This is a genomic window from Streptomyces sp. NBC_01363 (assembly GCF_026340595.1).
Lineage (GTDB): Bacteria > Actinomycetota > Actinomycetes > Streptomycetales > Streptomycetaceae > Streptomyces.
Genome location: NZ_JAPEPF010000002.1, coordinates 1,920,743 through 1,943,216, shown reverse-complemented (window position 1 = coordinate 1,943,216; position 22,474 = coordinate 1,920,743). Strand labels below are relative to the sequence as shown.

19 protein-coding genes and 1 pseudogene are annotated in these 22,474 nt (G+C 70.1%); 11 read left to right on the top strand and 9 right to left on the bottom strand.

All coding sequences use genetic code 11. The features are described from left to right. Window positions 1–7: 7 nt before the first annotated feature. Window positions 8–1,087 carry a hypothetical protein gene (locus OG611_RS36505; RefSeq protein WP_266430238.1) on the bottom strand — a complete coding sequence of 360 codons (1,080 nt, stop codon included), beginning with the start codon at window positions 1,085–1,087 and terminating at the stop codon, window positions 8–10. Window positions 1,088–1,333: 246 nt separating this feature from the next. Between OG611_RS36505 and OG611_RS36500 the strand changes: the two genes are divergently transcribed. The 3 genes from OG611_RS36500 (at window position 1,334) to OG611_RS36490 (ending at window position 7,320) form a co-directional block, all read left to right on the top strand. Next, window positions 1,334–2,725 carry a polysaccharide pyruvyl transferase family protein gene (locus OG611_RS36500; RefSeq protein ID WP_266430235.1) on the top strand — a complete coding sequence of 464 codons (1,392 nt, stop codon included), beginning with the start codon at window positions 1,334–1,336 and terminating at the stop codon, window positions 2,723–2,725. A gap of 153 nt (window positions 2,726–2,878) precedes the next feature. After that, complete coding sequence (locus OG611_RS36495) at window positions 2,879–5,305, top strand: excinuclease ABC subunit UvrA (protein WP_266430232.1); 2,427 nt, start codon at window positions 2,879–2,881, stop codon at window positions 5,303–5,305. 248 nt (window positions 5,306–5,553) lie between these two features. Further along, on the top strand, window positions 5,554–7,320 hold the full coding sequence (locus OG611_RS36490) for a glycosyl hydrolase family 18 protein (protein WP_266430229.1): 1,767 nt from the start codon (window positions 5,554–5,556) through the stop codon (window positions 7,318–7,320). Window positions 7,321–7,391: 71 nt separating this feature from the next. Here the strand turns inward: OG611_RS36490 and OG611_RS36485 are convergent, their stop codons facing one another. From OG611_RS36485 to OG611_RS36475, 3 genes are read right to left on the bottom strand one after another with little or no spacing between them, the layout of a single operon-like run. Further along, window positions 7,392–8,138 (bottom strand): succinate dehydrogenase/fumarate reductase iron-sulfur subunit, encoded by a 747-nt coding sequence (locus tag OG611_RS36485; RefSeq protein WP_148837493.1) that lies wholly within the window; start codon window positions 8,136–8,138, stop codon window positions 7,392–7,394. Next, window positions 8,135–10,084 carry a fumarate reductase/succinate dehydrogenase flavoprotein subunit gene (locus tag OG611_RS36480; protein ID WP_266430223.1) on the bottom strand — a complete coding sequence of 650 codons (1,950 nt, stop codon included), beginning with the start codon at window positions 10,082–10,084 and terminating at the stop codon, window positions 8,135–8,137. Before OG611_RS36480 ends, OG611_RS36485 begins: the two co-directional genes overlap by 4 nt. 1 nt (window position 10,085) lies before the next feature. Then, window positions 10,086–10,793 (bottom strand): succinate dehydrogenase, encoded by a 708-nt coding sequence (locus OG611_RS36475; protein ID WP_266430220.1) that lies wholly within the window; start codon window positions 10,791–10,793, stop codon window positions 10,086–10,088. 113 nt (window positions 10,794–10,906) lie between these two features. Here OG611_RS36475 and OG611_RS36470 point away from each other — a divergent pair, with 113 nt between their 5' ends. Continuing rightward, entirely contained in the window at window positions 10,907–11,797 is an 891-nt protein-coding gene (locus tag OG611_RS36470; RefSeq protein WP_266430217.1) for a LysR family transcriptional regulator, read from the top strand. 58 nt (window positions 11,798–11,855) lie between these two features. Here OG611_RS36470 and OG611_RS36465 read toward each other — a convergent pair whose 3' ends face one another. Then, window positions 11,856–14,030 carry a bifunctional diguanylate cyclase/phosphodiesterase gene (locus OG611_RS36465; RefSeq protein ID WP_266430214.1) on the bottom strand — a complete coding sequence of 725 codons (2,175 nt, stop codon included), beginning with the start codon at window positions 14,028–14,030 and terminating at the stop codon, window positions 11,856–11,858. Then, entirely contained in the window at window positions 14,027–14,845 is an 819-nt protein-coding gene (locus tag OG611_RS36460; protein WP_266430211.1) for an SAM-dependent methyltransferase, read from the bottom strand. Before OG611_RS36460 ends, OG611_RS36465 begins: the two co-directional genes overlap by 4 nt. Window positions 14,846–15,959: 1,114 nt before the next feature. Here OG611_RS36460 and OG611_RS36455 point away from each other — a divergent pair. The 3 genes from OG611_RS36455 to OG611_RS36445 all read left to right on the top strand — a co-directional run bounded on the left by OG611_RS36455 (window position 15,960) and on the right by OG611_RS36445 (window position 17,704). Further along, window positions 15,960–16,175 (top strand): hypothetical protein, encoded by a 216-nt coding sequence (locus OG611_RS36455; RefSeq protein WP_266430208.1) that lies wholly within the window; start codon window positions 15,960–15,962, stop codon window positions 16,173–16,175. Window positions 16,176–16,191: 16 nt separating this feature from the next. Next, window positions 16,192–16,959 carry a DUF4239 domain-containing protein gene (locus tag OG611_RS36450; protein WP_266430205.1) on the top strand — a complete coding sequence of 256 codons (768 nt, stop codon included), beginning with the start codon at window positions 16,192–16,194 and terminating at the stop codon, window positions 16,957–16,959. A 211-nt stretch (window positions 16,960–17,170) separates the two neighbouring features. Beyond that, complete coding sequence (locus OG611_RS36445; RefSeq protein ID WP_266430203.1) at window positions 17,171–17,704, top strand: hypothetical protein; 534 nt, start codon at window positions 17,171–17,173, stop codon at window positions 17,702–17,704. Between the two features lie 97 nt (window positions 17,705–17,801). Here OG611_RS36445 and OG611_RS36440 read toward each other — a convergent pair whose 3' ends face one another. Further along, window positions 17,802–18,041 (bottom strand): hypothetical protein, encoded by a 240-nt coding sequence (locus OG611_RS36440; RefSeq protein ID WP_266430200.1) that lies wholly within the window; start codon window positions 18,039–18,041, stop codon window positions 17,802–17,804. Between the two features lie 206 nt (window positions 18,042–18,247). On the opposite strand from OG611_RS36440, the pseudogene OG611_RS36435 reads away from it, so the two are divergent. Next, window positions 18,248–18,352, top strand: a pseudogene (locus OG611_RS36435) (class F sortase); the annotation flags it as partial. A 127-nt stretch (window positions 18,353–18,479) separates the two neighbouring features. Here the strand turns inward: OG611_RS36435 and OG611_RS36430 are convergent. After that, complete coding sequence (locus OG611_RS36430) at window positions 18,480–19,322, bottom strand: polysaccharide deacetylase family protein (RefSeq protein WP_266430197.1); 843 nt, start codon at window positions 19,320–19,322, stop codon at window positions 18,480–18,482. Window positions 19,323–19,487: 165 nt separating this feature from the next. Here OG611_RS36430 and OG611_RS36425 point away from each other — a divergent pair, with 165 nt between their 5' ends. The 3 genes from OG611_RS36425 (at window position 19,488) to OG611_RS36415 (ending at window position 22,273) form a co-directional block, all read left to right on the top strand. Beyond that, window positions 19,488–19,949: a universal stress protein gene (locus OG611_RS36425; protein WP_266430195.1), complete on the top strand. Its 462-nt coding sequence runs from the start codon at window positions 19,488–19,490 to the stop codon at window positions 19,947–19,949. 109 nt (window positions 19,950–20,058) lie between these two features. After that, the gene (locus tag OG611_RS36420) at window positions 20,059–21,501 is read left to right on the top strand and encodes an amino acid permease (protein ID WP_266430191.1); all 1,443 of its coding nucleotides are present in this window, start codon (window positions 20,059–20,061) and stop codon (window positions 21,499–21,501) included. A 202-nt stretch (window positions 21,502–21,703) separates the two neighbouring features. Then, entirely contained in the window at window positions 21,704–22,273 is a 570-nt protein-coding gene (locus tag OG611_RS36415) for a sigma-70 family RNA polymerase sigma factor (RefSeq protein WP_266430188.1), read from the top strand. Here OG611_RS36415 and OG611_RS36410 read toward each other — a convergent pair. Beyond that, complete coding sequence (locus tag OG611_RS36410) at window positions 22,207–22,404, bottom strand: zf-HC2 domain-containing protein (protein WP_266430185.1); 198 nt, start codon at window positions 22,402–22,404, stop codon at window positions 22,207–22,209. The two genes, OG611_RS36415 and OG611_RS36410, sit on opposite strands and share 67 nt — an antisense overlap. Window positions 22,405–22,474 lie beyond the last annotated feature (70 nt).

Sequence of the window (22,474 nt, the reverse complement as noted above, 5' to 3'; positions counted from 1 at the left end):
CAGCAAATCAGACCAGCGCGGCCACCAGCAGCACCAGTACGACCACCCCGGCCACCACCGCGGCGACCCGCAGGGACCGGCGCCGCGACCAGATCGGGAGAACCTCGGGACCGTCCGCTCCGGGGAACACGTAGAAGACGTGGTCGGGGTCGTCCGGGATCGCGACCGACACCAGTTGCAGCCACCCGATGTCGACGCGTCTGGCCACCTCGCCCGGCCGGGGCGCGAGTGCCGATTCGACCGCCTCGACGTGGGCCGGGTCCAGGGCGTCGGGGAGCGGTTCGCCGGCCGAGGTCAGCGTGATGCGTTGCCACGCGCCGGTGCGTCCGGTCTGCTGGCGGACCCGCAGCGGCGGCGAGGGATCCGGCAGTTTCGCCGCGCTCCGCTGCGGGGTGTGTCCGACCGATCCGCCCGTCCACCGGGTGACCAGGCCCGTGCCGTCGCACGGGGTGTGCTTCGTCGACCTCTCGCCCGCGCAGACCGGGCAGTCCCTGAAGCCCGTGTCGTCGCACTGCCGGCACTTCTCGGTGCCCCGGCCCCGGCACTGCGGACAAGCGGTGCGGGGCTTGCGGCACTTCAGACAGGTGGTCCGCCCGGGAGGCTGTTTCTCCCGGGCCGGCCCGGCCGGCCCGCGGTCCTTGCGGCGTTCCCCTGTCCCGTCGCACCAGGTGCACGGCTCCACGCCCTTGCAGGTCGGACACAACGGGCCGGTGTCGCACGGCAGTTTCCCCTTGGCCCGGCAGCGCGAGCACGGCTGCCGTCCTTCGTCGCAGCCACAGGCGACCGTCCGCACCGAGCCGTGGAGCACGAGCTCCACCTTCCGCGAGCGGGCCGGGTCCTTCGGTGGCTCGACCGGATGGTCGCGCAGCTCCCCCTCGTACGTCGGCCGCCCCGATATGTCGTACCTGCCGGGCCTGGTCTCCGGCCGCGTGCTGCGGGTCTCCACGCAACGGACGATGCGCAGGTCGAGCATCGGAAGCCGGGCGATGTCCGTGCCGGTCCGCCGCAACTGCGGCCCCTGCCCCGGGCGACCGGTGTGCCGGGCGATCGCTTCGAGGATGTCGTCCTCGGACAGTGCGTCGGCCATGACGGCGCTTCCACCTCCCCGGTAGGCGCGCCCACGCGCCCGACGCAGCGTACGGGCGGGGCCGTCCGGCGTTCAAGAGGGCCTACGAGGAGCCCATGAGGGCTGCACCCGGCACCCGTTGCACCTCACGTGCGCGCCTGCTCGCGCGCGGATGAGTGATCTTTCGCTCACGTTCCGCGAAGATCTTAAAAGGTTGTACAGGATGCGCATGGAATCAAAAGCGTTCGTAAAGCTATATTCAGGTTTGTGGCATCCAACGTTAATCATGTAAAGCGAATACTCCTGCGTTCAGGGAAGAGCCCCTACGACGTCGTCCCTGTCGAGCGCGCTCTCCACGAGGACGTGTTCGCCACCAACTCGGGCAACCTGATCTTCAGCGATGCCGCTCACAAGATCCTTGAGACGCCACGTGCCGAGGTGGTGTCGAACGGCATCACCACCAGGGTCGCCGACGCGGACCGCATCAACAGCGAGTACGACGTCTTCGTCATCCCGCTCGCCAACGCCTTCCGGCCGTCCTTCGAACCGCAGCTGAAGCGGCTCACCCAGCTCATCTCGAAGCTGAAGATCCCGGTCGTCGTCCCCGGCGTCGGAGCCCAGACCGGTGTCAACTACTCCGCGGACCGGCTGAAGCCGATGCAGTCCACGGTCTACGAGTTCGTCTCCGCCGTGCTCGACCACAGCGCCTCGATCGGCGTGCGCGGGGAGTTCACCGAGCGCTACCTGCGGGACATGGGCTTCCGCGACGTGGACGTCATCGGCTGCCCCTCGATGTTCCTCCACGGCAGCAGGCTCGTCATCCGGGAGGACGGCCGGGCGCTCGGGCCCGAGTCGCGCATCGCCGTCAACGGATCGCACGACGCGGTGCGCAAGCACAAGCTCGGGCAGATCATCGACCGCACCCACGCGCGCTACCCCCACCTCCGGTTCATCGGCCAGAACCTCTCCGAAGCCCGTCAGCTGCACTGGCGCGACCTGTCGCATCAGAACGCCGCGGTGACCGGCATCCCCACCCATCCCGACCACCCCATGTACGGGGAGGGCAAGGTCCGGGTCTACATCGACCCGGTCACCTGGATGGAGGACCTCCGGGGCTTCGATTTCTCCTTCGGTTCCCGGATCCACGGCAACATCGCGGCGCTGCTGGCCGGAACGCCGGCCACCGTGCTCTGCGGCGACTCCCGGACGCTGGAGCTGTGCCGCTACTTCGACATCCCGCACCGGATGCTCAACAAGGTCCCGGCCGACCTCGACCCCGCCGATCTCTACGCCTCGGCGGACTTCGGGCCGCTGATGCGCGGTCACCAGGAGCGATTCGACCGGTTCCTGAACTTCCTCGACAAGAACGGCCTGGAGAACACCTTCACCCACGGCGACGGCGGCACGGCCTTCGAGAGCCGGATGAGCGGGCTGGCCTTCCCTCCGGGCGTCCGCCCCTGGGTCGGCACCGACGCCGCCACGATGGCACCGCGGCTGAACTGGCTCCAGTCCCAGCTGGCCGAACTCACCGCCGAGAACACCCAGCTCAAGCGGAAGCTCCAGAAGAACTCCGCGCTGCCCGTCCAGCGCTCGACGTACCAGCGCGCCCGCAGCGTCGTGGGAAGGCCCATCAAGCGCGCCCTGCGGCCCTCCCGATAGGCCCCTGCCCGAACTGATCCGCGAGGCCGGCCCGGCAGGGCCGGCCTCCGGTCGTTCCGGGCCCGGACGGCGACCTCCGCCCCATGCCTAGAATCGGAGTGTTTGTCCCCTGGCCGTCGGCCCTGCCCCGATCCGTACGGAGTCCCCGCGCACATGTCCACCCCCCACGATCCGTACGTCCGGGTGCGCGGCGCCCGCGAGCACAATCTCCAGGACGTCTCGGTCGACATCCCGCGCGACACCCTCACCGTCTTCACCGGTGTCTCCGGTTCCGGGAAGTCCTCCCTCGCGTTCGGGACGATCTACGCCGAGGCCCAGCGCCGTTACTTCGAGTCCGTCGCCCCGTACGCCCGCCGGCTGATCCATCAGGTCGGCGCGCCCGCGGTGGGCGAGGTCACCGGACTGCCGCCCGCCGTCTCCCTGGAGCAGCGCCGCTCGGCGCCCGGTGCCCGTTCGTCCGTCGGGACGGTCACCACGCTCTCCAACTTCCTGCGGATGCTGTTCTCCCGGGCCGGGGAGTATCCGACCGGTGCCGAACGGCTGGACTCCGACTCCTTCTCGCCGAACACCGCCGCCGGGGCCTGCCCGGAGTGCCACGGGCTCGGTCTCGTCCACCGCACCACCGAGCAGCTGCTGGTCCCCGACCCCTCGCTGTCGGTCCGGGACGGCGCGATCGCCGCCTGGCCGGGAGCGTGGCAGGGCAAGAACCTGCGCGATGTGCTGGACGCCCTGGGCCACGACATCGACCGGCCCTGGCGCGAACTGGGCGCCGAGGAGCGCGAGTGGATCCTGTTCACCGACGAGCAGCCGGTGGTGACGGTCCATCCGGTGCGGGAGGCGGGGCGCATCCAACGCCCCTACCAGGGCACGTACATGAGCGCCCGCCGCTATGTGATGCACACCTTCGCGGACTCCAGGAGCCGCACCCTGCGGGCGAAGGCCGAGCGGTTCCTGACCAGTGCCCCGTGTCCGGCCTGCCACGGCAGCCGGCTGCGTCCGGAGGCGCTGGCCGTCACCTTCGCCGGCCGCACGATCGCGGAGCTGGCCGCGCTGCCGCTCACCTCTCTCGCCGAGCTGCTGCGCACGGCGGGCGGCAGCGACACGGCGCGGGTGCTGACGGCGGATCTGCTGGCCCGGATCGAGACGGTCACCGAGCTCGGCCTCGGCTATCTCAGCCTCGACCGCACGGCCCCGACGCTGTCCTCGGGCGAGCTGCAACGGCTGCGTCTCGCCACCCAGTTGCGCTCGGGCCTGTTCGGTGTCGTCTATGTGCTCGACGAGCCGTCGGCCGGTCTTCATCCGGCGGACACCGAGTCGCTGCTGGGGGTGCTGGGGCGGCTGAAGGAGGCCGGGAACTCGGTCTTCGTCGTGGAGCACCAGATGGATGTGGTGCGCCGGGCCGACTGGCTGGTCGATGTGGGGCCGCTGGCCGGTGAGCACGGGGGCCGGGTGCTGCACAGCGGCCCCCCGGCCGGGCTCGCGGAGGTGATGGAGTCGGCCACCCGACGGTTCCTCTTCGACGTCGGGCCCGCGCCGGTCCGGGAGGCGCGTACGCCATCGGGGTGGCTGAGGCTGAACGGGGTCGACCGGCACAATGTGCGGGGCGTGGACGCCGCGTTCCCGCTCGGGGTGTTCACGGCCGTCACCGGGGTCTCGGGGTCGGGGAAGTCGACACTGGTCGGCCAGGTCCTGGCCGGTGTGCTGGCCGACCGGCAGGCCTCCGCCGCCGCGGACGGCCCGCCCTCGGAGCGCCCCGCGCCGTGGTGCGTGTCGGCACAGGGGCTGGAGGTGGTGGACCGGCTCGTACAGGTCGACCAGCGGCCGATCGGCCGTACCCCCCGGTCCAATCTGGCCACGTACACCGGTCTCTTCGATGTCGTACGGAAGCTGTTCGCCGATACGGACACGGCCCGGGAGTGCGGCTACAAGGCCGGACGGTTCTCCTTCAACGTGGCGGGCGGGCGGTGCGAGACCTGCCAGGGCGAGGGGTTCGTCTCCGTGGAGCTGCTCTTCCTGCCCAGTACGTACGCGCCCTGCCCGGACTGCCATGGCGCTCGGTACAACCCGCAGACTCTGGAGGTCACCCTGCGCGGCCTGGACATCGCCCAGGTGCTGGACCTGACGGTGGAGTCGGCGGCCGGGTTCTTCGCGGGCACGCCGGCCGCCGAGCGCAGTCTGCGGACCCTGCTCGATGTCGGGCTCGGCTATCTGCGGCTCGGGCAGCCCGCGACGGAGCTGTCGGGCGGTGAGGCCCAGCGGATCAAGCTCGCCACCGAGCTCCAGCGCACCCGTCGGGGCCACACCCTGTATCTGCTGGACGAGCCGACGACGGGGCTGCACCCCGCCGATGTCGATGTACTGATGCGGCAGTTGCACGGCCTCGTCGACACGGGCAGCACGGTGGTGGTCGTGGAGCACGACATGGCGGTGGTGGCGGGTGCCGACTGGGTGATCGACCTCGGCCCCGGCGGCGGCGACCGGGGCGGCCGGATCATGGCGGCAGGTCCACCCGGGGACGTGGCCCGGACGCGGGAGAGCCGGACGGCTCCGTACCTCCGAGTCGCACTCCCTCTCGACTGAGTGCCCAGTCTTCGTCAACTCCCCCATTTGCCACGCGAGTTGCCCACCCGGGCAAGCAAAGGGGAATGAAACAGTAAAGAACGTTGACAGTTAGCTGGTCCAGACCAATTATGGGCTTGCCTCACGGCCGCTCCTTGCCGTGCGGTACGTGACCCCGGCCGGGAATCACAGGAACGGGCCGCGCCCTTCACCGGGTGCGGCCGAGCCGTGCGATCCGCCCGTTGCCTCACCCCGCTGGGAGCTGCCCCATGAGACGTCCAAGAACAGTCGGCGCCGTCCTGAGCGCCTTCGCCACCGCCGTCGCGTCCGCAGGCCTGATCCTCGGATCGGGCGTCGGCGCACAGGCCGCCGCGACCGCCGCCACTCCCCTGCCCGCGCACGTCTTCGCCCCGTACTTCGAGGCCTGGAACGGCGACAGCCCGGCCGCGCTCTCGCAGGCGTCCGGCGCCAAGTACCTGACCATGGCCTTCATCCAGACGGAGGCCCGCGGTTCCTGCACCCCCTACTGGAACGGCGATTCGGGCACGCCCATCGCCCAGTCCGAGTTCGGCGCCGACTTCACCACCATCCGCTCGCGCGGCGGCGATGTGATCCCGTCGTTCGGCGGTTACACGGCCGACAACGGCGGCACCGAGATCGCCGACAGCTGTACGAGCGTCGACTCCATCGCGGCGGCGTACGAGAAGGTCATCACGACGTACGGCGTGTCCCGCCTCGACATGGACATCGAGGACAACTCCCTGGAGAACAGCGCCGGTATCGACCGCCGCAACAAGGCGATCAAGAAGGTCCAGGACTGGGCGGCCGCCAACGGGCGCTCGGTGCAGATCTCGTACACCCTGCCCACCACCACGAGCGGTCTGGCCGACAGTGGTCTCGCGGTGCTGGAGAACGCGGTGTCCAACGGCGCCGAGGTCGATGTCGTGAACCTCATGACGTTCGACTACTACGACGGCGCCTCGCACAACATGGCGCAGGACACCCAGACGGCGATCACGGGGCTCAAGGGCCGACTGGCCGACCTGCACCCGTCGAAGACCGACGCCCAGCTGTGGGGCATGACCGGCATCATCGAGATGCCGGGCATCGACGACTACGGTCCGGCCGAGACGTTCACCACGGCCGATGCCACCTCGGTCTACAACTGGGCGGTCGCCAAGGGCGTCAGCACCCTGTCGTTCTGGGCGCTCCAGCGCGACAACGGCGGCTGCCCCGGCACCGGCGGGAGCGACACCTGCTCCGGCATCGCGCAGGACACCTGGTACTTCAGCCACACCTTCGCCCCGTTCACGGGCGGCGGCACCGGTCCGGTGACGGACGACTACTCGGTGGCCGTCGCGCCCGCTGCGGCGACGGTGGCCCCCGGCGGCTCCACGACGGCGACGGTGAACACCGCGGTCACCTCCGGCAGCGCGAAGACCGTCGCCCTGACGACGAGCGGGGCGCCCGCCGGTGTGACGGCGACGCTCAGCCCGACCTCGGTCACCGCCGGCGGGACGTCGAAGCTGACGGTCGGCGCGTCGGCGTCCGTGGCGCCGGGCACGTACAAGCTCAGTGTGACCGGCACCTCGGGCACGCTCAGCCACGCGGCGGTCCTCACTCTGACGGTGTCGGGGCCGGGCGGCGGCACCGGAGCCCTGGTGAACGGTGACTTCGAGACCGGCTCGCTCGGTCCCTGGACCTGTGAGTCCGGTGGCGCGGTCGTCTCCACGCCGGTGCACGGGGGTTCGCACGCGCTCGCCGCGGCGGCCACCGCGTCGCAGACCGGCGAGTGCGCGCAGACCCTCACCCTGTCCCCCAACACCGAGTACGCGCTGAGCGGTTGGGTGCAGGGCAGCTACGGATACCTCGGGGTGCGCGGCGACGCGACGGCGAGCGTCTGGGGTTCGTCGAGCGGCTACGCCAAGCAGTCGGTGACGTTCACCACCGGTTCGACCGGCACGGTGACCGTCTATCTGCACGGCTGGTACGGGCAGGGCACGGCCTACGGCGACGACATCTCCGTGACGTCCTGATCCGCCGGAGCGGATGAGGCTTCCTGGTCCCGGGGGTGGGCGGCCTCCGGGACCAGGAACTCGCACTCCGCTCAGCGGCGCACCTTGCGGGTGGCCCGCAGCCACTCCTTGTTCATGGCCGAGATCGACGGCAGCGGGATGCCCTTGGGGCAGGCGGTGGCGCATTCGCCGGTGAGGGTGCAGCCGCCGAAGCCCTCGCTGTCCATCTGGCCGACCATGTCGAGGACCCGGGTCTCGCGCTCCGGGGCGCCCTGCGGCAGGACGTTGAGGTGGTTGATCTTCGCCGAGGTGAAGAGCATCGCCGAGCCGTTGGGACAGGCCGCCACGCAGGCGCCGCAGCCGATGCACTCGGCGTGCTCGAAGGCGAAGTCCGCGTCCGGCTTGGGTACCGGGGTGGCGTGCGCCTCGGGGGCGGTGCCGGTCGGGGCGGAGATGTAGCCGCCGGCCTGGATGATCCGGTCGAAGGCCGAACGGTCCACGACCAGGTCCTTGACGACCGGAAAGGCCGAGGCGCGCCACGGTTCGACGTCGATCGTGTCGCCGTCCTCGAAGGACCGCATGTGGAGCTGGCAGGTGGTGGTGCGCTCGGGACCGTGGGCGTCGCCGTTGATGACGAGACTGCAGGCGCCGCAGATTCCCTCGCGGCAGTCGTGGTCGAAGGCGACGGGGTCGTCGCCGGCGAGGATGAGTTCCTCGTTGAGGGTGTCGAGCATTTCCAGGAACGACATGTCCTGCGAGATGCCGTCCACCTCGTAGGTGGACATGGCGCCGGGTGCGTCGGCGTTCTTCTGGCGCCAGACGCGCAGGGTGAGCTTCATGCGTAGCTCCGCTGGGTGGGGTGGACGTACTCGAAGACGAGGTCTTCCTTGTGCAGAACGGGGGCCCGGCCGGTGCCGGAGAACTCCCAGGCGGCGGCGTAGGAGAACTCCTCGTCCCGGCGGGCGGCTTCGCCGTCCGGGGTCTGCGACTCCTCGCGGAAGTGGCCTCCGCAGGACTCGGCGCGGTGCAGTGCGTCGAGGCACATGAGCTCGGCGAGCTCCAGGTAGTCGACGATGCGGTTGGCTTTCTCCAGCGACTGGTTGAACTCGTCGCCGGTGCCCGGCACCTTGATGCGGTGCCAGAACTCGTCGCGGATCTGCGGGATCCGGTCGAGCGCCTTGCGCAGCCCGTCCTCGGTGCGCGCCATGCCGCAGTACTCCCACATCAGTTCACCGATCTCTCGGTGGAAGGAGTCGGGGGTGCGGTCGCCGTCGACGGAGAGCAGCAGGTTCAGCCGGTCCTCGGTGTCGGCGACGACCTCCTCGACCGCGGGGTGCGAGGCGTCGACCTCGTCGTGGTGCGGATTGCGGGCCAGGTAGTCGTTGATCGTCGACGGGAGGACGAAGTAGCCGTCGGCGAGGCCCTGCATCAGCGCGGACGCGCCGAGCCGGTTGGCACCGTGGTCGGAGAAGTTGGCCTCGCCGATGGCGAAGAGGCCCGGAATGGTGGTCTGGAGGTCGTAGTCGACCCAGAGTCCGCCCATCGTGTAGTGCACGGCCGGGTAGATCCGCATCGGCGTCTCGTACGGGTCCTCCGCCGTGATCCGCGCGTACATGTCGAAGAGGTTGCCGTACTTCTCCTCGACCTTGTCCCGGCCCATCCGCTGGATGGCCTCGGCGAAGTCCAGGTAGACGCCCTGGCCGCCGGGGCCGACGCCGCGGCCCTCGTCGCAGACGTTCTTCGCGGCGCGGGAGGCGATGTCCCGGGGGACGAGGTTGCCGAAGGCGGGGTAGATGCGCTCCAGGTAGTAGTCGCGCTCGTCCTCGGGGATCTCGTTTGCGGGACGGGTGTCGCCCTCGGCCTTCGGGACCCAGATCCGGCCGTCATTGCGCAGCGACTCGCTCATCAGCGTGAGCTTGGACTGATGGTCGCCGGTACGCGGGATGCAGGTGGGGTGGATCTGCGTGAAGCAGGGGTTGGCGAAGTACGCGCCGCGCCGGTGGGCGCGCCAGACGGCGGTGGCATTGGAGTTCATGGCGTTCGTCGACAGGTAGAAGACGTTGCCGTAGCCGCCGCTGGCCAGGACGACCGCGTCGGCGAAGTAGGTGTCGATCTTCCCGGTGACGAGGTCGCGGGCGACGATGCCGCGGGCCTTGCCGTCGACGATGATCAGGTCGAGCATCTCGGTGCGGGCGCGCAGTTCGACGTTGCCCGCGGCGATCTGCCGGGAGAGCGCCTGGTAGGCGCCGAGCAGGAGCTGCTGTCCCGTCTGGCCCCGGGCGTAGAACGTGCGGGAGACCTGGACGCCGCCGAAGGAGCGGTTGTCGAGGAGGCCGCCGTACTCGCGGGCGAAGGGGACGCCCTGGGCGACGCACTGGTCGATGATCTCGACGGAGATCTGGGCGAGCCGGTGGACATTGGACTCACGGGCGCGGAAGTCGCCGCCCTTGACGGTGTCGTAGAAGAGCCGGTGGATCGAGTCGCCGTCGTTGCGGTAGTTCTTCGCGGCGTTGATGCCGCCCTGGGCGGCGACCGAGTGGGCGCGGCGGGGCGAGTCCTGGAAGCAGAACTGGACCACGTGGTAGCCCTGTTCGGCGAGGGTGGCGCCGGCCGAGCCGCCGGCGAGGCCGGTGCCGACGACGATGACGGTGTGCTTGCGACGGTTGGCCGGGTTGACCAGCTTGGCCTGGAAGCGGCGGGTGTCCCAGCGTTCGGCGACGGGGCCCTCGGGGGCCTTGGTGTCGACGACGGGCGCGCCGGTCTCGTAGTGCGGGTAGTCGGTCATGTCAGCTCACGACTCCGGTCATGACGGCGACGGGTATGGAGATGAAGCCCAGCGTCAGCACCAGTGCGAGGGCGTTGGCCATGGTCTTGAGGACGCGGTCACGCGTCGCGCTTCCAGCGCCGAGGGTCTGGGCGGCGCTCCAGAAGCCGTGCTGGACGTGGAGCCCGAGGGCGAGCATGGCGACGATGTAGATCGTGTTGCCGTACCAGGTGGAGAAGGTGTCGATGACGTTCTGGTACGGATGCCCGGCCTGGAATCCGCCGGAGTGCACGGTGCCCGTCGTCAGGTCGAGGATGTGCCAGACGATGAACAGGGCGAGGATGATCCCGCCCCAGCGCATGGTGCGGGTGGCATAGCTGGCGCGTGGCTTCCTGTGCACGTACTTGGCGGGACGCGCCCGGATGTCGCGGCGGCTCAGCTGGTACGCGGAGGTGGCGTGCAGCACCACGGCGGCGACGAGTACGACGCGGACGATCCACAGGGCCCATTCGTAGTGCAGGAAGGGCTCGCCCATGGTCCGCAGCCAGTGCGCGTAATGGTTGAACTCGCCGGACCCGAAGAAGACCTTCAGGTTGCCGATCAAATGGGCGACCAAGTAGAGGAGCATGATCAGGCCGCTCACGGCCATGACCGTCTTCTTGCCCAGGGACGAGTCCCAGAGCGTACGTGTCATGGACGGCCGTCGGTCCGTCCGGGTTGCCAATGCCATGGACACGACGTTAGGACCGATCCACCCCATCAGTCCAAGACATGGTATGGCTCATGTTCATAGGCTGAGGCTATCCTGCCAGTCAGGACGACACGACCTGGGAGTGAGGGCTCATGCAGTTCCAACAGCTGACGTATTTCGTGACCGTGGCCGAGACCCGTCACTTCACCCGCGCCGCCGAGGAGGTGCATGTCTCGCAGCCCTCGCTCTCCCAGCAGATCAGAGCACTGGAGAACGAGCTGGGGGCGGAGCTGTTCAGCCGGGCGCGCGGCAACATCACGCTCACCGACGCGGGCGAGGCCCTGCTGCCGCTGGCCCGCCGCATCCTCGCGGACGCGGACACCGCACGCCACGAGGTGCAGGAGCTGGCGCAGCTGCGCCGGGGCCGGGTCCGGCTCGGCGCGACGCCCAGCCTCTGCACCGGCCTGCTCCCCGAGGTGCTGCGCGCCTTCCACGACCGGCATCCGGGGATCCAGCTGCTGCTGGAGGAGGGCGGCTCGCTCGACCTGGTACGGGAGCTGGCGCGCGGCGCACTGGATCTCGCCCTGGTGGTGCTGCCGCTGCCCGCCGCGTCCCCCGCGCTCACGACGGTCGAGCTGCTCCAGGAGGACCTGGTCGTGGTGTCGTCGGCCGGGGCGCCGCGGCCCGGCCGGGGCGGGAGCGTACGGATCGCCGACCTCCAGGGGGAGCCTCTGGTGATGTTCCGGCACGGCTACGACCTGCGGGAGCTGACGGTCGCCGCCTGCCGGGCGGAGGGGTTCGAGCCGTCGTTCACGGTGGAGGGCGGGGAGATGGACGCCGTGCTCGGCTTCGTCCGGGCGGGGCTCGGGATCGCGGTGGTGCCCAGCATGGTCGCCGTCCGGTCCGGCCACGACCTGCGGACCACACCGCTGGCCCGGCCGGGCCTGCGGCGCACGATCGCGCTCGCGCACCGCAGCGACGTCGCTCCGCCGCGTGCGGCACGCGAGCTGCAGAAGGTGCTGCTCGCCGCCGGACGGGCCTGAGCCGGACCGTCCGGCGGCGGGGTACGGGACGGCCTCGGGCGCCCCGTACCCCGCCCGCTCACACCGCGTCGGCCAGCAGCAGCGAGTGGATCCGGTCCGGTGCACCCGGCCTGGCGTAGTACCAGCCCTGAGCCGTGTCGCAGCCCAGCTTCCGCAACTGCTCCGCCTGGGCCCCGGTCTCCACGCCCTCCACCGTGACCGCGAGGTCCAGGCTGTGCGCCAGCGAGACGATCCCCTCGACGATCTTCAGGTCGACCGGGTCCGCCGGATGCTGCTGCATGCCCATCGTGAAGGAACGGTCCAGCTTGAGCACGCTCACCGGCAGCCGGCGCAGATTCGCCAGGTTCGAGTACCCGGTGCCGAAGTCGTCGAGCGCTATGTCGACTCCCATGTCCGCCAGTTGCCGCAGCGGCTTGAGCAGGTCGTCGTCCGCGCCGATGAGCGCGGACTCGGTGACCTCCAGGCAGAGCGCCCCGGGTTCGAGCCCCGACCGCTCCAGCACGTCGACCGTCTCGGCGACCAGCCGGGGATGGTGCAACTGGGTCGGTGAGAGGTTGACGTTGATCCGCAGCGGGCCGCCGTCGGTGTGCCGCTCCTGCCAGTAGTTGGCCTGCCGTACGGACTCCTCCAGCACCCAGCGGCCCAGCGGCACGATCAGCCCGGTGTGCTCGGCGAGCGGGATGAACCTGTCCGGGCCGAGCACCCCGTGCTGCGGGTGGCACCAGCGCACCAGCGCCTCCGCACCGTGCACCGTGCCGTCGTCGAGGTGCACGAGCGGCTGGTACTCGATGAAGAACTCACCGCGCTCCAGGGCGGCGGGCAGCGCGGTGGTCAGCCCGTGCCGCGTGATGGCGCGGGCATCCGCCTCGTCGTCCGCGAGCTCGAACCGGTTGCCGCCCGCGGACTTGGCCCGGTACATCGTGATGTCGGCGCTGCGCAGCACCTCGGCGGCATTGCGCTTTCCGGCCGGGCCTTCGACGACCCCGATGGATCCGCGTACGGTCAGCTCACGGCCGTCCAGGCGGATCGGGGTGCCGAGCACACCGAGGATGCGGCAGGCCAGCTCGTCGACCTCCGTCTCGGTGTCGGGGCCGGTGGTCAGGGCCACGAACTCGTCGCCGCCGAGCCGCGCGACCATCTCGCCGGGCGCGGTCGCACAGCTCTGCAGCCGGTCGGCCACCTCGACCAGCAGCCGGTCGCCCGACGCGTGGCCGAGGCTGTCGTTGATCGCCTTGAAGCCGTCCAGGTCGAGGTAGCACAGGCCGAAACGGCTGCCGTCGGCGGCGGACAACGCCTTCTCCAGACGCTCGAAGAACAGCGTCCGGTTGGGCAGGCCGGTGAGCGCGTCGTGCGTGGCCTCGTACCGCAGCCGCAGATTGAGCAGCCGGCGCTCGGTGGTGTCCTCCATCAGCGCCAGCTGATACTGCGGCCGGCCCTCGGCGTCACGCAGCAGCGACACCGTCAGATTGGTCCACAGCACGGTGCCGTCGTTGCGGTAGTACGGCTTCTCGACCCGGTAGTGCTCACGTTCGCCACGCACCAGCTCGTCGTAGTACTTCCACACGTGCGGCGAGTCCTCGGGGTGGACCCACTCGTTGACCTTGTGGCTGCGCACATGGTGGTCGAGCCCGCCGAACATCCGGGTGAGGGTGTCGTTGACCTCCAGCACATTGCCGTCCAGGTCGGCGATGCCGATGCCGATGGCCGCGTCCTTGAACACGGCGCGGAACCGCGCCTCGGTCGTGTGCAGGGCTCGTTCGGCGTCGGAGCGGGCGGTGAGCGCCGAGCGCGCGATGGCCTCCTGCTCGGTGAGGGTGCGTTCACGCAGCGCCTGGGTGAAGCCGCCCGCGAGGGCGTGCTGTATCCGGGCGCAACGGGCCCTGCTGTCCTCGGTCGACAACGCGGTCACGCCGTTGCTTCCGCAATAGAGCACCAGATACGAGTCGACGACGCCGAGCGTGCTGCTCAGCGCGTCCGGGTCCGTGCAGTGCGCGGCGACCAGGGCGGCACCCACCTCGCTCGCGGGAGCCGCGTCGAAGGGCCGGGCGTGCAGGATGTCGCTGAGCCCGCGGGCCAGCGGCAGCAGGTGCTGTTCGAACTCCGCGCGCGTCAAGGAGGTGGCCGTCGAGGGGAAGATGGCCCTGCTCCAGATCGTGGCGAATCTCCGGAGCCGGTCCTCGGGACCGTCGGGCTCCGTGTCCGGTGTGCCGGACGACTGGGCGGGAATACTCACGCCTTGCGTCCCACTCCCGCGAAGCCCGAGAACGCGAATGGGTCCTCCTGCTCCGCCACCACCGGGCTGTCCGGGCGCCAGTGCGGCATCGACACGAGTCCGGGCTCGACCATCTCGTACCCCTCGAAGAAGCTCGCGATCTCGTCGCGGGACCGCATCACCAGGGGGTTGCGGATGCTCTTGTAGACCTCGACCGTGCCGCCCGCCTCCTCACGCGTGAGCGGAATGCCCTCGTACGAGGCGTGGGTGAGGACGATGAGGCCGCCGGGGGCGAGCGCTTCGCACAGTTCGGCGACCGCGGTCTGCGGGTCGTCGGAGTCCTCGATGAAGTGGAGCACCGCGACGAGCAGCAGGGCCACCGGGCGGTCCAGGTCGAGCAGTCCGGAGACCTCCGGGCTCTTCACGATCTCCTGCGGGCGGCGCAGATCCGCGGCGGCGATCACCGCCCGGTCGTTTCCGTCGAGTACGGCCTGGCTGTGCGCGACCGCGACCGGGTCGTGATCGACGTACGCCACCCGGGCCCCGGGGTCGGCCGCCTGGGCGACTTCGTGAACATTACCGAAGGTCGGTATTCCGGAGCCGATGTCCAGAAACTGATCGATGCCCTCGCTCACCGCGTAACGCACGGCTCTGCGCATAAAGGCGCGATTCGCCTGCATGATCTTGGGGAGCCCCGGCATGAACTCCATGGCCTTGCGCGCCGCTTCCCGGTCCACCTCGAAATTGTGCGATCCGCCCAGATAGAAGTCGTACATGCGGGACACGCTCGGCACCGAAATGTCTATGCCTCGCGGTGCCCAGGCGGGACGCTCCATCAATGTCTCCAACAAGTCGCCACGGCGATCCGGCCATGTTCATGGTCAGTGTTGACCAGAGGCTACTGATCGTCTGCCAAGAGAGCGAGCGGAAACGGAAATTAGCCGTCCGTTATTGGTCACACACCAGTGGCATGTGCAACCAGCCCGTCGCTGCGTGTGACATTGGACGTCGAACCCGCCCCGGTGGGACGTCGGGTGATATCGGGGCGCCATGCACCGCTCACACCTTGGCCGTTGATGTATCCGGTGATGCGGCCGGTTTCACATCCCGGAAAAAGGTCTGGACCGGACGGCGGCCGATGTCCGGCCACTTGAGTGGGCGGGGCCGATTGTGGGTGGAAAATCCCTTGGCGTGACGCCATTGGCAGCATTCTTTACCAATGAGGCAATGAACGGTCGCTCCAAGGGACAGCCGCCCGCACGGGCCTGCTTCGCCGGCCGTGCGGCGGCCTTCTCGAACCGATGGGCCGTCATGCCGTGCTCTTCCGCGGCGGTGTCTCCGAGTTCCGAATCCCTGCGGGCCGAAAGCCCGGCGACACGAGCAGGCTCCGCGCCGTCGGCCCGCCGCCTTCCACCCGTCACGAGCAAGAGGTTCGGCCGGAGGCCGCGTCAACTTCCGTACGAGGCGTCCCTGTTGCGAAGCGCGCTCGCCTCGTCCCCGACCTCCGGCACGGACCGCGTCCCCACCTGGTTCAACTGGACCTCATGATCTCCACCGGCGCCAAACACCCGCCGCCCCATGTCCCCACCATCAGGCGAATCCGGCGCCACAGCCGCGTGTCCCGCGACCGGCCGGAACATGCTCCCGGTCGTGTACGGATCACTCATAGGACGGCTCACGGCAGCCGTCGCCCTTCTCTGGCTGCTGAGCGCCCCGGCGCCCGCGGTCGCGGACAGCTGCGCGTACGCCTCCATCGGTGAGAACGGCGGCAGTTCATCGGTCGCCACGTCGGGCGACGGTCACTGCCACGCGGGCCCGCTGCCCGAGCCGACGCCACCACCCACCCCACGACCGCCACCACCGCCTCCTCCACCGCCACCGCCACCGCCTCCTCCGCCACCTCCCCCTCCGCCGCCCCCGCCGTCACCAGCACCGCCGCGGCCGGAGCCCGTGCCACCACCCCCTGCGCCGGCTCCCACACCCACGCCCACCCCCTCGCCCTCCGTACGCCCCACACCCCCCGCGCCCCGGCCCGTGGCGCTGCCCGCCTACCGCAAGCCACCGCGCAAGGTCGTGCGGCACGGCACCTCCGTGGTCACCTTCACCCTGCTGATCACGGCGCCCGCGGTGTTCGCCGTCGCCGTACTGCGTCCCCGCTCCCGCTGACCTCCGGAGGATCACAATGTCGGAATGGCTTGTTCTCGCCCTCGCCATGGTCGCGGCCAGCGCCGTCGTCCTGACCATCGCCGTGCTCAACAACCGCCGGATCGGGGAGGACGACGACCCGTCCGAGACCCCTGACGTCATCGAGTACATGACCATGATGATCGGCGTGGTCTACGCGATCGTGCTGGGCCTCGCCATCGCGGGCGTCTGGGAGGGCCGCGGCGCCGCCCAGGAGTACGTACGTCAGGAGGCCCAGGCCCTGCACGAGGTGCACGTCCGCTCCGCCGTCTACCCGACCGAGGTGCGCTCCCGCATCCGGGCCGACGTCGATGCCTATGTCCACCATGTCGTCCACGACGAGTGGCGGGCGATGAGCGAGCACGGCACCCTCACCGCCGAGGGGACCCGCCTCCTGGGCCAGGTGCGTGCCGACGTCACCCAGTACCGACCGAGGAACGACCACGAGGGGCAGGCATATCAGCCACTGGTCGACGAGGTGGCCGCGGCCGACGACGCACGCAGCGCGCGCGGACAGAGCGCCGGTGCGACCATGCCGGGCGTGGTCTGGTTCGGCCTGATCATCGGAGCCCTGGTGACCGTCGGGCTGATGTTCACGCTGCAGATCCGCAGAACCTTCCGCGAACTGCTGCTGGCCGGCCTCTTCAGTGTCCTGATCGCCTTTCTGCTCTTCCTGATCTGGGACTTCGACTCCCCCTTCGGGCGGGAGATCTCGGCCACCGCGGCGCCGTTCCTCGATCTGTTCCCACGCGCCGCGGGCGGATAGGGCCCGGCCGGTCCCGATCCGCCGGACAGGCCCTTTCGGTCCGTCAGAAGGCGGCCGGTGCGCCGCTCGGGCGAAGCCGGTGCCCCGAGCGGCGCACTCCGATCGCGAGCAATATGCACGACTCCTAGCGTTTGGCGCGTCGAGGTGCATTTCTGACGCTTTGTGGAAACTCGTTCCGCAAGTGCTCCTCGGGGACCCGGAGGAATCACCCATGCGCGTAATACGTGTCGCACCCGTCGCCCTGCTCGGCGCCGCCGCCATCGCCCTGACCGCTCCGGCCGCACCCGTGTATGCCGCGACGTCGGGGGGCGCGTCCTCCGCGACCGGATTCACCGTCACTCCGTCGGTGATCGCGCCGGGAAGCCAGGTCGTCCTGGCCGCCCGGGGGTGCTCTACCACCGCAACCGCCGGCTCGGGCGTCTTCGACACCGTCACCATTCCCAGAGGTCGCTCCGCCGCGGCCACGGTCGACTGGGACGCGAAACCCGGCGCCTCCTACGAAGTGACGTTCATCTGCAACACGTCGCCCGGCTCCCCGGTGAAGTCCGGTCTCACGATCGCCGCGGCCCCGAAGCCGCCCACCACGGGTTCCACGGTGGCTCCGGCCGGTGTCCAGAGCGGGCTCGGTGGCGGCATCGGCACGATGAACACCACGAAGATCGCCGCCGGAACGGCGTTGGCGGTGGTCGTGGCAACCGGCGCCGTCCATGTGGCACGCCGTCGTGGGGAGAGCCGCTCGCACTGAGAGCAGGGGCAGTGCCGACCGGACGAGAAGTCGCCCCGGGTCCTCCCTCAGGACCCGGGGCGACGGACGTATCGGGCCTGTGCCGGTGTCGTCCCGGTCAGGATCCCGCACGGTTCTTCTTCCGGCGGCGTACGAGGAACACACCTCCGCCGACGATCGCCGTGACGACCGGACCGGCGCCGAGGTCCATCTCCGCGGGCACGGCCGCCACCGAGCCGCCCAGGCCGCCCGGCGCACCCGGGCCGTCCGGCACGAAGAACCTGTTGGCCGCCGGGGCGGCGAGCCCGATGACGGCGACGGCGGTCGCCGCGACCACGAGAGCACGTGCAGCACGCATCGTCCGAACCTCCGGCGGGAAGCGCCCGGAGCCCTTCGCGCCCCGGGACGGATCGACGAGAACGCCTCCCATGACGAACCCTCACCAGAGGTTCGGCCCAGCGCATTTCGGGCGGGGCCGTCGGGGCGCCACCCGTTCGCCCCGCCCTGATCGCAGCCCGGCCGTCCCGCGCCTAGCGTTCCAATCGTCGCGACGAAGGGAGCATCATGGGCCGGGACAGCTGGCGCGTCGAACGGACCAGGCACTCACCGTGGGGCGCCGTCGCCCTGGTGGTGCTCACCGGGCTGGCCCTGATCCGCAACGGTGCGGACATCCCACCGGACGCCCCGGCACACGGCGACACCGGCAGGACGGACCTGTGCGTCGTCGCCTGCGGTGGCGGCTTCACGGACGACGACGGCCCTGACGGCAGCACCGTTGCCCTCGGCCGCCACCCGCTCAACGGCGCTGCGGCACCGTGATCCGGTAGCCGTCGTCGAGCAGTTCGGGCAGGTACCGCCGCAGCGCGGCCACGCTCTGCGAACGGTCGCCCCCGGCGTCGTGCGACAGCACGACGACGCCGGGAGCGGCCCCTTCCCGGACCCGGCGGACGATCGTGCCGACTCCGGGTTCGGTCCAGTCCAAGGTGTCGACGGTCCAGGCCATCGGCTCCATGCCCATGTCGGCAGCGATCTCGAAGGAGTTGCGGTTCCACGCTCCGTACGGTGCCCGGTACCAGAGCGGCGCGGCACCGGTGATCCTCTCGATGACCTCGCTGGTGGGTTCGAGTTCGGCGCGGACACCGGCCCGGGAGAGTCTGGTGACCAGAGGGTGGTTCCAGGAGTGGTTTCCGATGGTGTGGCCGTCGTCGGCGATGGCCCGCACCAGGTCCTGGTTGTCGTTGGCCATTTCTCCGCAGAGGAAGAACATCGCGCGGACATCGTGTTCGCGCAGGGTCGCGAGGATGTGCGGGGTGTAGAACGGGTCGGGTCCGTCGTCGAAGGTGAGCACCATGGCATGCCCGATCCCGGGCAGTTCCTCGAAGGGTCTCGTGCGGACCGGCGGCGCCGCCGGCCGGAAGCGGGGCGGGGTGCCCGCGGTCATGGGCTGGAGCCGGTAGGCGGTGGGCCCCGCCCGGAGGGCCGACGGCAGTCCGGCTGCCCCGGCCGTGGGCGGTGCGGCCGCCCTGACCGGTTCTCCGGCCGGATCCGCGGCGATCACGGGCACGGCTGCGGCCGCACCGAGTCCGGCGGCCAGTCGAAGCAGCGTCCTGCGCCCCGGCAGCCTCTGATCATGTTTCATGACCAACTGCTCGCACGGCGGCGGCCCGGCCCTTGCCATCGACACCGGCCGCGGAGGGTTTTGCACCCAATGGAGGGATCTCCGGCGATCCATCCGGCAGCTTCGGACGAGGCCGTACCGCTGCCCGCTCCGGGGTCGGACCGGGCAGCGGATAGCCTCACTGCCGTGACAGAACCGCAGCCTCATATGTTCGAACGTGGCACAGACGGCCCGAAAGTGATCGTCGCAGGCCTCGACGGGTCCGATTCCTCCATGCGTGCCTCGGCATACGCTGCGGGGCTGGCCCGCCGCCAGGGCGCCATGCTCGCCCTCGTCTATGTCCAGCCCGTGCTGCCCGCGGGAGCCTCGCTCGGTGCACCGGTCGCCGATGCGACGGGCGAGATCGCGGAGGGGCTGGTGAGCGAGATCCGGGAGGCGACACGGCGGATGAAGGACATATGGGATGTGCGCTGGGAGTTCCACACCTTCCGCGGCGACCCGTACAACGGACTCGTGACCGCGGCGGACGAGCTGAAGGCGGATGCCGTGGTCGTGGGCGCCTCGGAGTCGGCCGGGCACCGGTTCATCGGCTCGGTGGCGATCCGGCTGGTGAAGGCGGGCCGTTGGCCCGTCACGGTGGTCCCGTAAGCACCGCGGAATCCTCCGCTCCGTCGGACGGCACGCCGTCTTCCGCACCGGCTCCGCCTGGGCCATCATGAGCGCCCGTCAGGGACAGCCGGCAGCGGAGAGGTGACTCATGGCAAGGCTCCGAGTGGGCGAGGGCGTACTGCGCCGCAAGCCGATCGAGCACATCGACGAGAAGGGTCCCGCGGGGGAAGTCGCCACTCAGCTCACCAGAACGCTCGGACTGTGGCAGCTCACCGCCATCGGTGTGGGCGGCATCATCGGCGCGGGCATCTTCACCCTCGCCGGCACGGTGGCGAACGGCACCGCCGGTCCCGCGGTGCTGCTCTCGTTCCTGATCGCGGGAGTGGCGAGCGCGGCGGCCGCCTTCAGCTACGCGGAGTTCGCGGGCCTGATCCCGAAGGCCGGCTCCGCGTACACCTACGGCTACGCGGTGCTCGGCGAGCTGGTGGGCTGGTTCATCGGCTGGGACCTGCTGCTGGAGTACACGGCGATCGTGGCGGTGGTCGCGATCGGCATCTCCGGCTACTTCAGCTTCCTGCTCGGGGAGATGGGGCTCGAAGTACCGAAGTGGATGCTGGGCGCGCCCGGCACCGGCGACGGCCACCGGGTGGACCTGTTCGCCGCGCTGCTCTGTCTGCTCGTCGCGTACCTGCTGACCCTCGGGATCAAGAACGCGGCCCGCTTCGAGACGATCGTGGTCGTCCTGAAGGTCCTGGTCGTCCTGCTGGTCATCGGCGTCGGCGTGTTCCACATCAACACCGCCAACTACAAGCCGTTCTTCCCGTTCGGGGTGAGCGGGGCCTTCACCGGTGCGGCCACGGTGTTCTTCGCGGTGTTCGGGTACGACGCCATGTCGACGGCCGCCGAGGAGTCCAAGGACGCCCAGCGCCACATGCCGAAGGCGATCCTGTGCTCCCTCGGGATCTCCATGGTGCTCTATGTGGCGGCGTGTCTGGTGCTGACGGGGATGCAGAGCTACAAGGACATCGATCCGGAGTCCGGATTCTCGACGGCCTTCAAGTCGGTGGGGCTCGACCGGCTCGCCGATGTGATCGCGGTGGGCGCGATCATCGGCATCCTCACGGTGATGTTCACCTTCATGCTCGGGGTGACCCGGGTGTGGTTCTCGATGAGCCGTGACGGACTGCTGCCGAAGTGGTTCGCCAAGACCCACCCGACCCGCCACGTGCCGACCCGGGTGACCTGGATCGTCGGTGCCGCCTCGGCCTTGATCGCCGGGTTCCTGCCGATCGGCGAGGCCGCCGAGCTGACGAACATCGGCATTCTGCTGGCGTTCGTCGTGGTGTGCATCGCGGTGATCGTGCTGCGTTACAAGCAGCCGGATCTGCCGCGCACCTTCCGCACCCCCGGCATGCCGTTCGTCCCGGCCCTCGGCGTGGTGTTCTCGATCTGGCTGATCACCTTCCTGCAGTGGCAGACCTGGGTGCGGTTCGTGGTCTGGTTCCTGATCGGACTGGTCATCTACTTCGGCTACTCGTACCGGAAGTCGGAGATGGCGAGGACTCCGGGAACGGGTACGGAGACGGGCTGACCGGATGACCGTGCCGCGGCTGCCCGGCACCCGTGCGCACCCCGCGCCGGCCGCCGCCCGACCGTTCACCGCACCATTCGCCGCACTGTGCGACCGCTCGTCGCACGGAGCCGCCCGCCGCCTGTTCCTCGGCGCCCCGATGCGTTCGTATACGCCAGTCGGCAGTGAAGCGGCAGGGACCTCGGCGAAAAGGGCATTCACGATGACCACCACGACGACCGATGAGCGGGCCCTCACGGATCTCCAGCGGGAGCACGGGCCCGCCCTCTTCCATTTCCTGCTCGGTCTGACCTTCGGCGACCGGCAGCGGGCCGAGGACCTGCTCCAGGAGACGCTGGTCCGGGCCTGGCAGCATCCGGAGGCCTTCGACGCCCCGTACGACTCGATGCGGCCGTGGCTCTTCACGGTCGCGCGGCGGCTCGCGATCGATGCGCGCCGGTCCAGGCAGGCCCGGCCGACCGAGGTCTGCGACGCCGTGCTGGAGACCACCGCGGCCGGTCAGGACACCGCCGAAGCCACGGTCTCGGCCCTCGATGTGCGCGATGCGGTGCGCACCCTCGGTCCGGAGCACCGCGCGGTCCTCGTCCAGATGTACTTCCGTGGACTCACCGTGGACGAGACGGCCCGGGTGCTCGGCATCCCGGCGGGCACGGTCAAGTCCCGGTCCTACTACGCGCTGCGCCAGCTCTCCCGCAACCTGCCCGGCTACTCCAGCAGGTTCTCCTCGCGCAGCAGGGCGAGCAGCGAGACGGCCTCCGCGACCTCCACGTAGTCGGCGGCGCAGCGGTCGCAGGACTGGAGATGACGGGAGACCGCGCGGGTCTCCGAGGCCGTGAGCGCATCGAGTACGTAGGCGCCGAGCACATCCCGCGCGTGCGGGCCCTCCCCGGGATCGGCGGTCATCGCATCCTCGTGTCGTGAACGGATCCGGTCCTGACAGATCCGGTCCTGACGGATCCTGTCCTTCTGGCCA

Coding starts and splice junctions, on each gene's coding strand:
- OG611_RS36475 (WP_266430220.1), bottom strand. CDS start 10,793: ATGGCATTGGCAACCCGGACGGACCGACGGCCGTCCATGACACGTACG.
- OG611_RS36415 (WP_266430188.1), top strand. CDS start 21,704: ATGACCACCACGACGACCGATGAGCGGGCCCTCACGGATCTCCAGCGG.
- OG611_RS36505 (WP_266430238.1), bottom strand. CDS start 1,087: ATGGCCGACGCACTGTCCGAGGACGACATCCTCGAAGCGATCGCCCGG.
- OG611_RS36420 (WP_266430191.1), top strand. CDS start 20,059: ATGGCAAGGCTCCGAGTGGGCGAGGGCGTACTGCGCCGCAAGCCGATC.
- OG611_RS36470 (WP_266430217.1), top strand. CDS start 10,907: ATGCAGTTCCAACAGCTGACGTATTTCGTGACCGTGGCCGAGACCCGT.
- OG611_RS36460 (WP_266430211.1), bottom strand. CDS start 14,845: ATGGAGCGTCCCGCCTGGGCACCGCGAGGCATAGACATTTCGGTGCCG.
- OG611_RS36485 (WP_148837493.1), bottom strand. CDS start 8,138: ATGAAGCTCACCCTGCGCGTCTGGCGCCAGAAGAACGCCGACGCACCC.
- OG611_RS36495 (WP_266430232.1), top strand. CDS start 2,879: ATGTCCACCCCCCACGATCCGTACGTCCGGGTGCGCGGCGCCCGCGAG.
- OG611_RS36450 (WP_266430205.1), top strand. CDS start 16,192: ATGTCGGAATGGCTTGTTCTCGCCCTCGCCATGGTCGCGGCCAGCGCC.
- OG611_RS36480 (WP_266430223.1), bottom strand. CDS start 10,084: ATGACCGACTACCCGCACTACGAGACCGGCGCGCCCGTCGTCGACACC.
- OG611_RS36410 (WP_266430185.1), bottom strand. CDS start 22,404: ATGACCGCCGATCCCGGGGAGGGCCCGCACGCGCGGGATGTGCTCGGC.
- OG611_RS36490 (WP_266430229.1), top strand. CDS start 5,554: ATGAGACGTCCAAGAACAGTCGGCGCCGTCCTGAGCGCCTTCGCCACC.
- OG611_RS36445 (WP_266430203.1), top strand. CDS start 17,171: ATGCGCGTAATACGTGTCGCACCCGTCGCCCTGCTCGGCGCCGCCGCC.
- OG611_RS36440 (WP_266430200.1), bottom strand. CDS start 18,041: ATGCGTGCTGCACGTGCTCTCGTGGTCGCGGCGACCGCCGTCGCCGTC.
- OG611_RS36430 (WP_266430197.1), bottom strand. CDS start 19,322: ATGAAACATGATCAGAGGCTGCCGGGGCGCAGGACGCTGCTTCGACTG.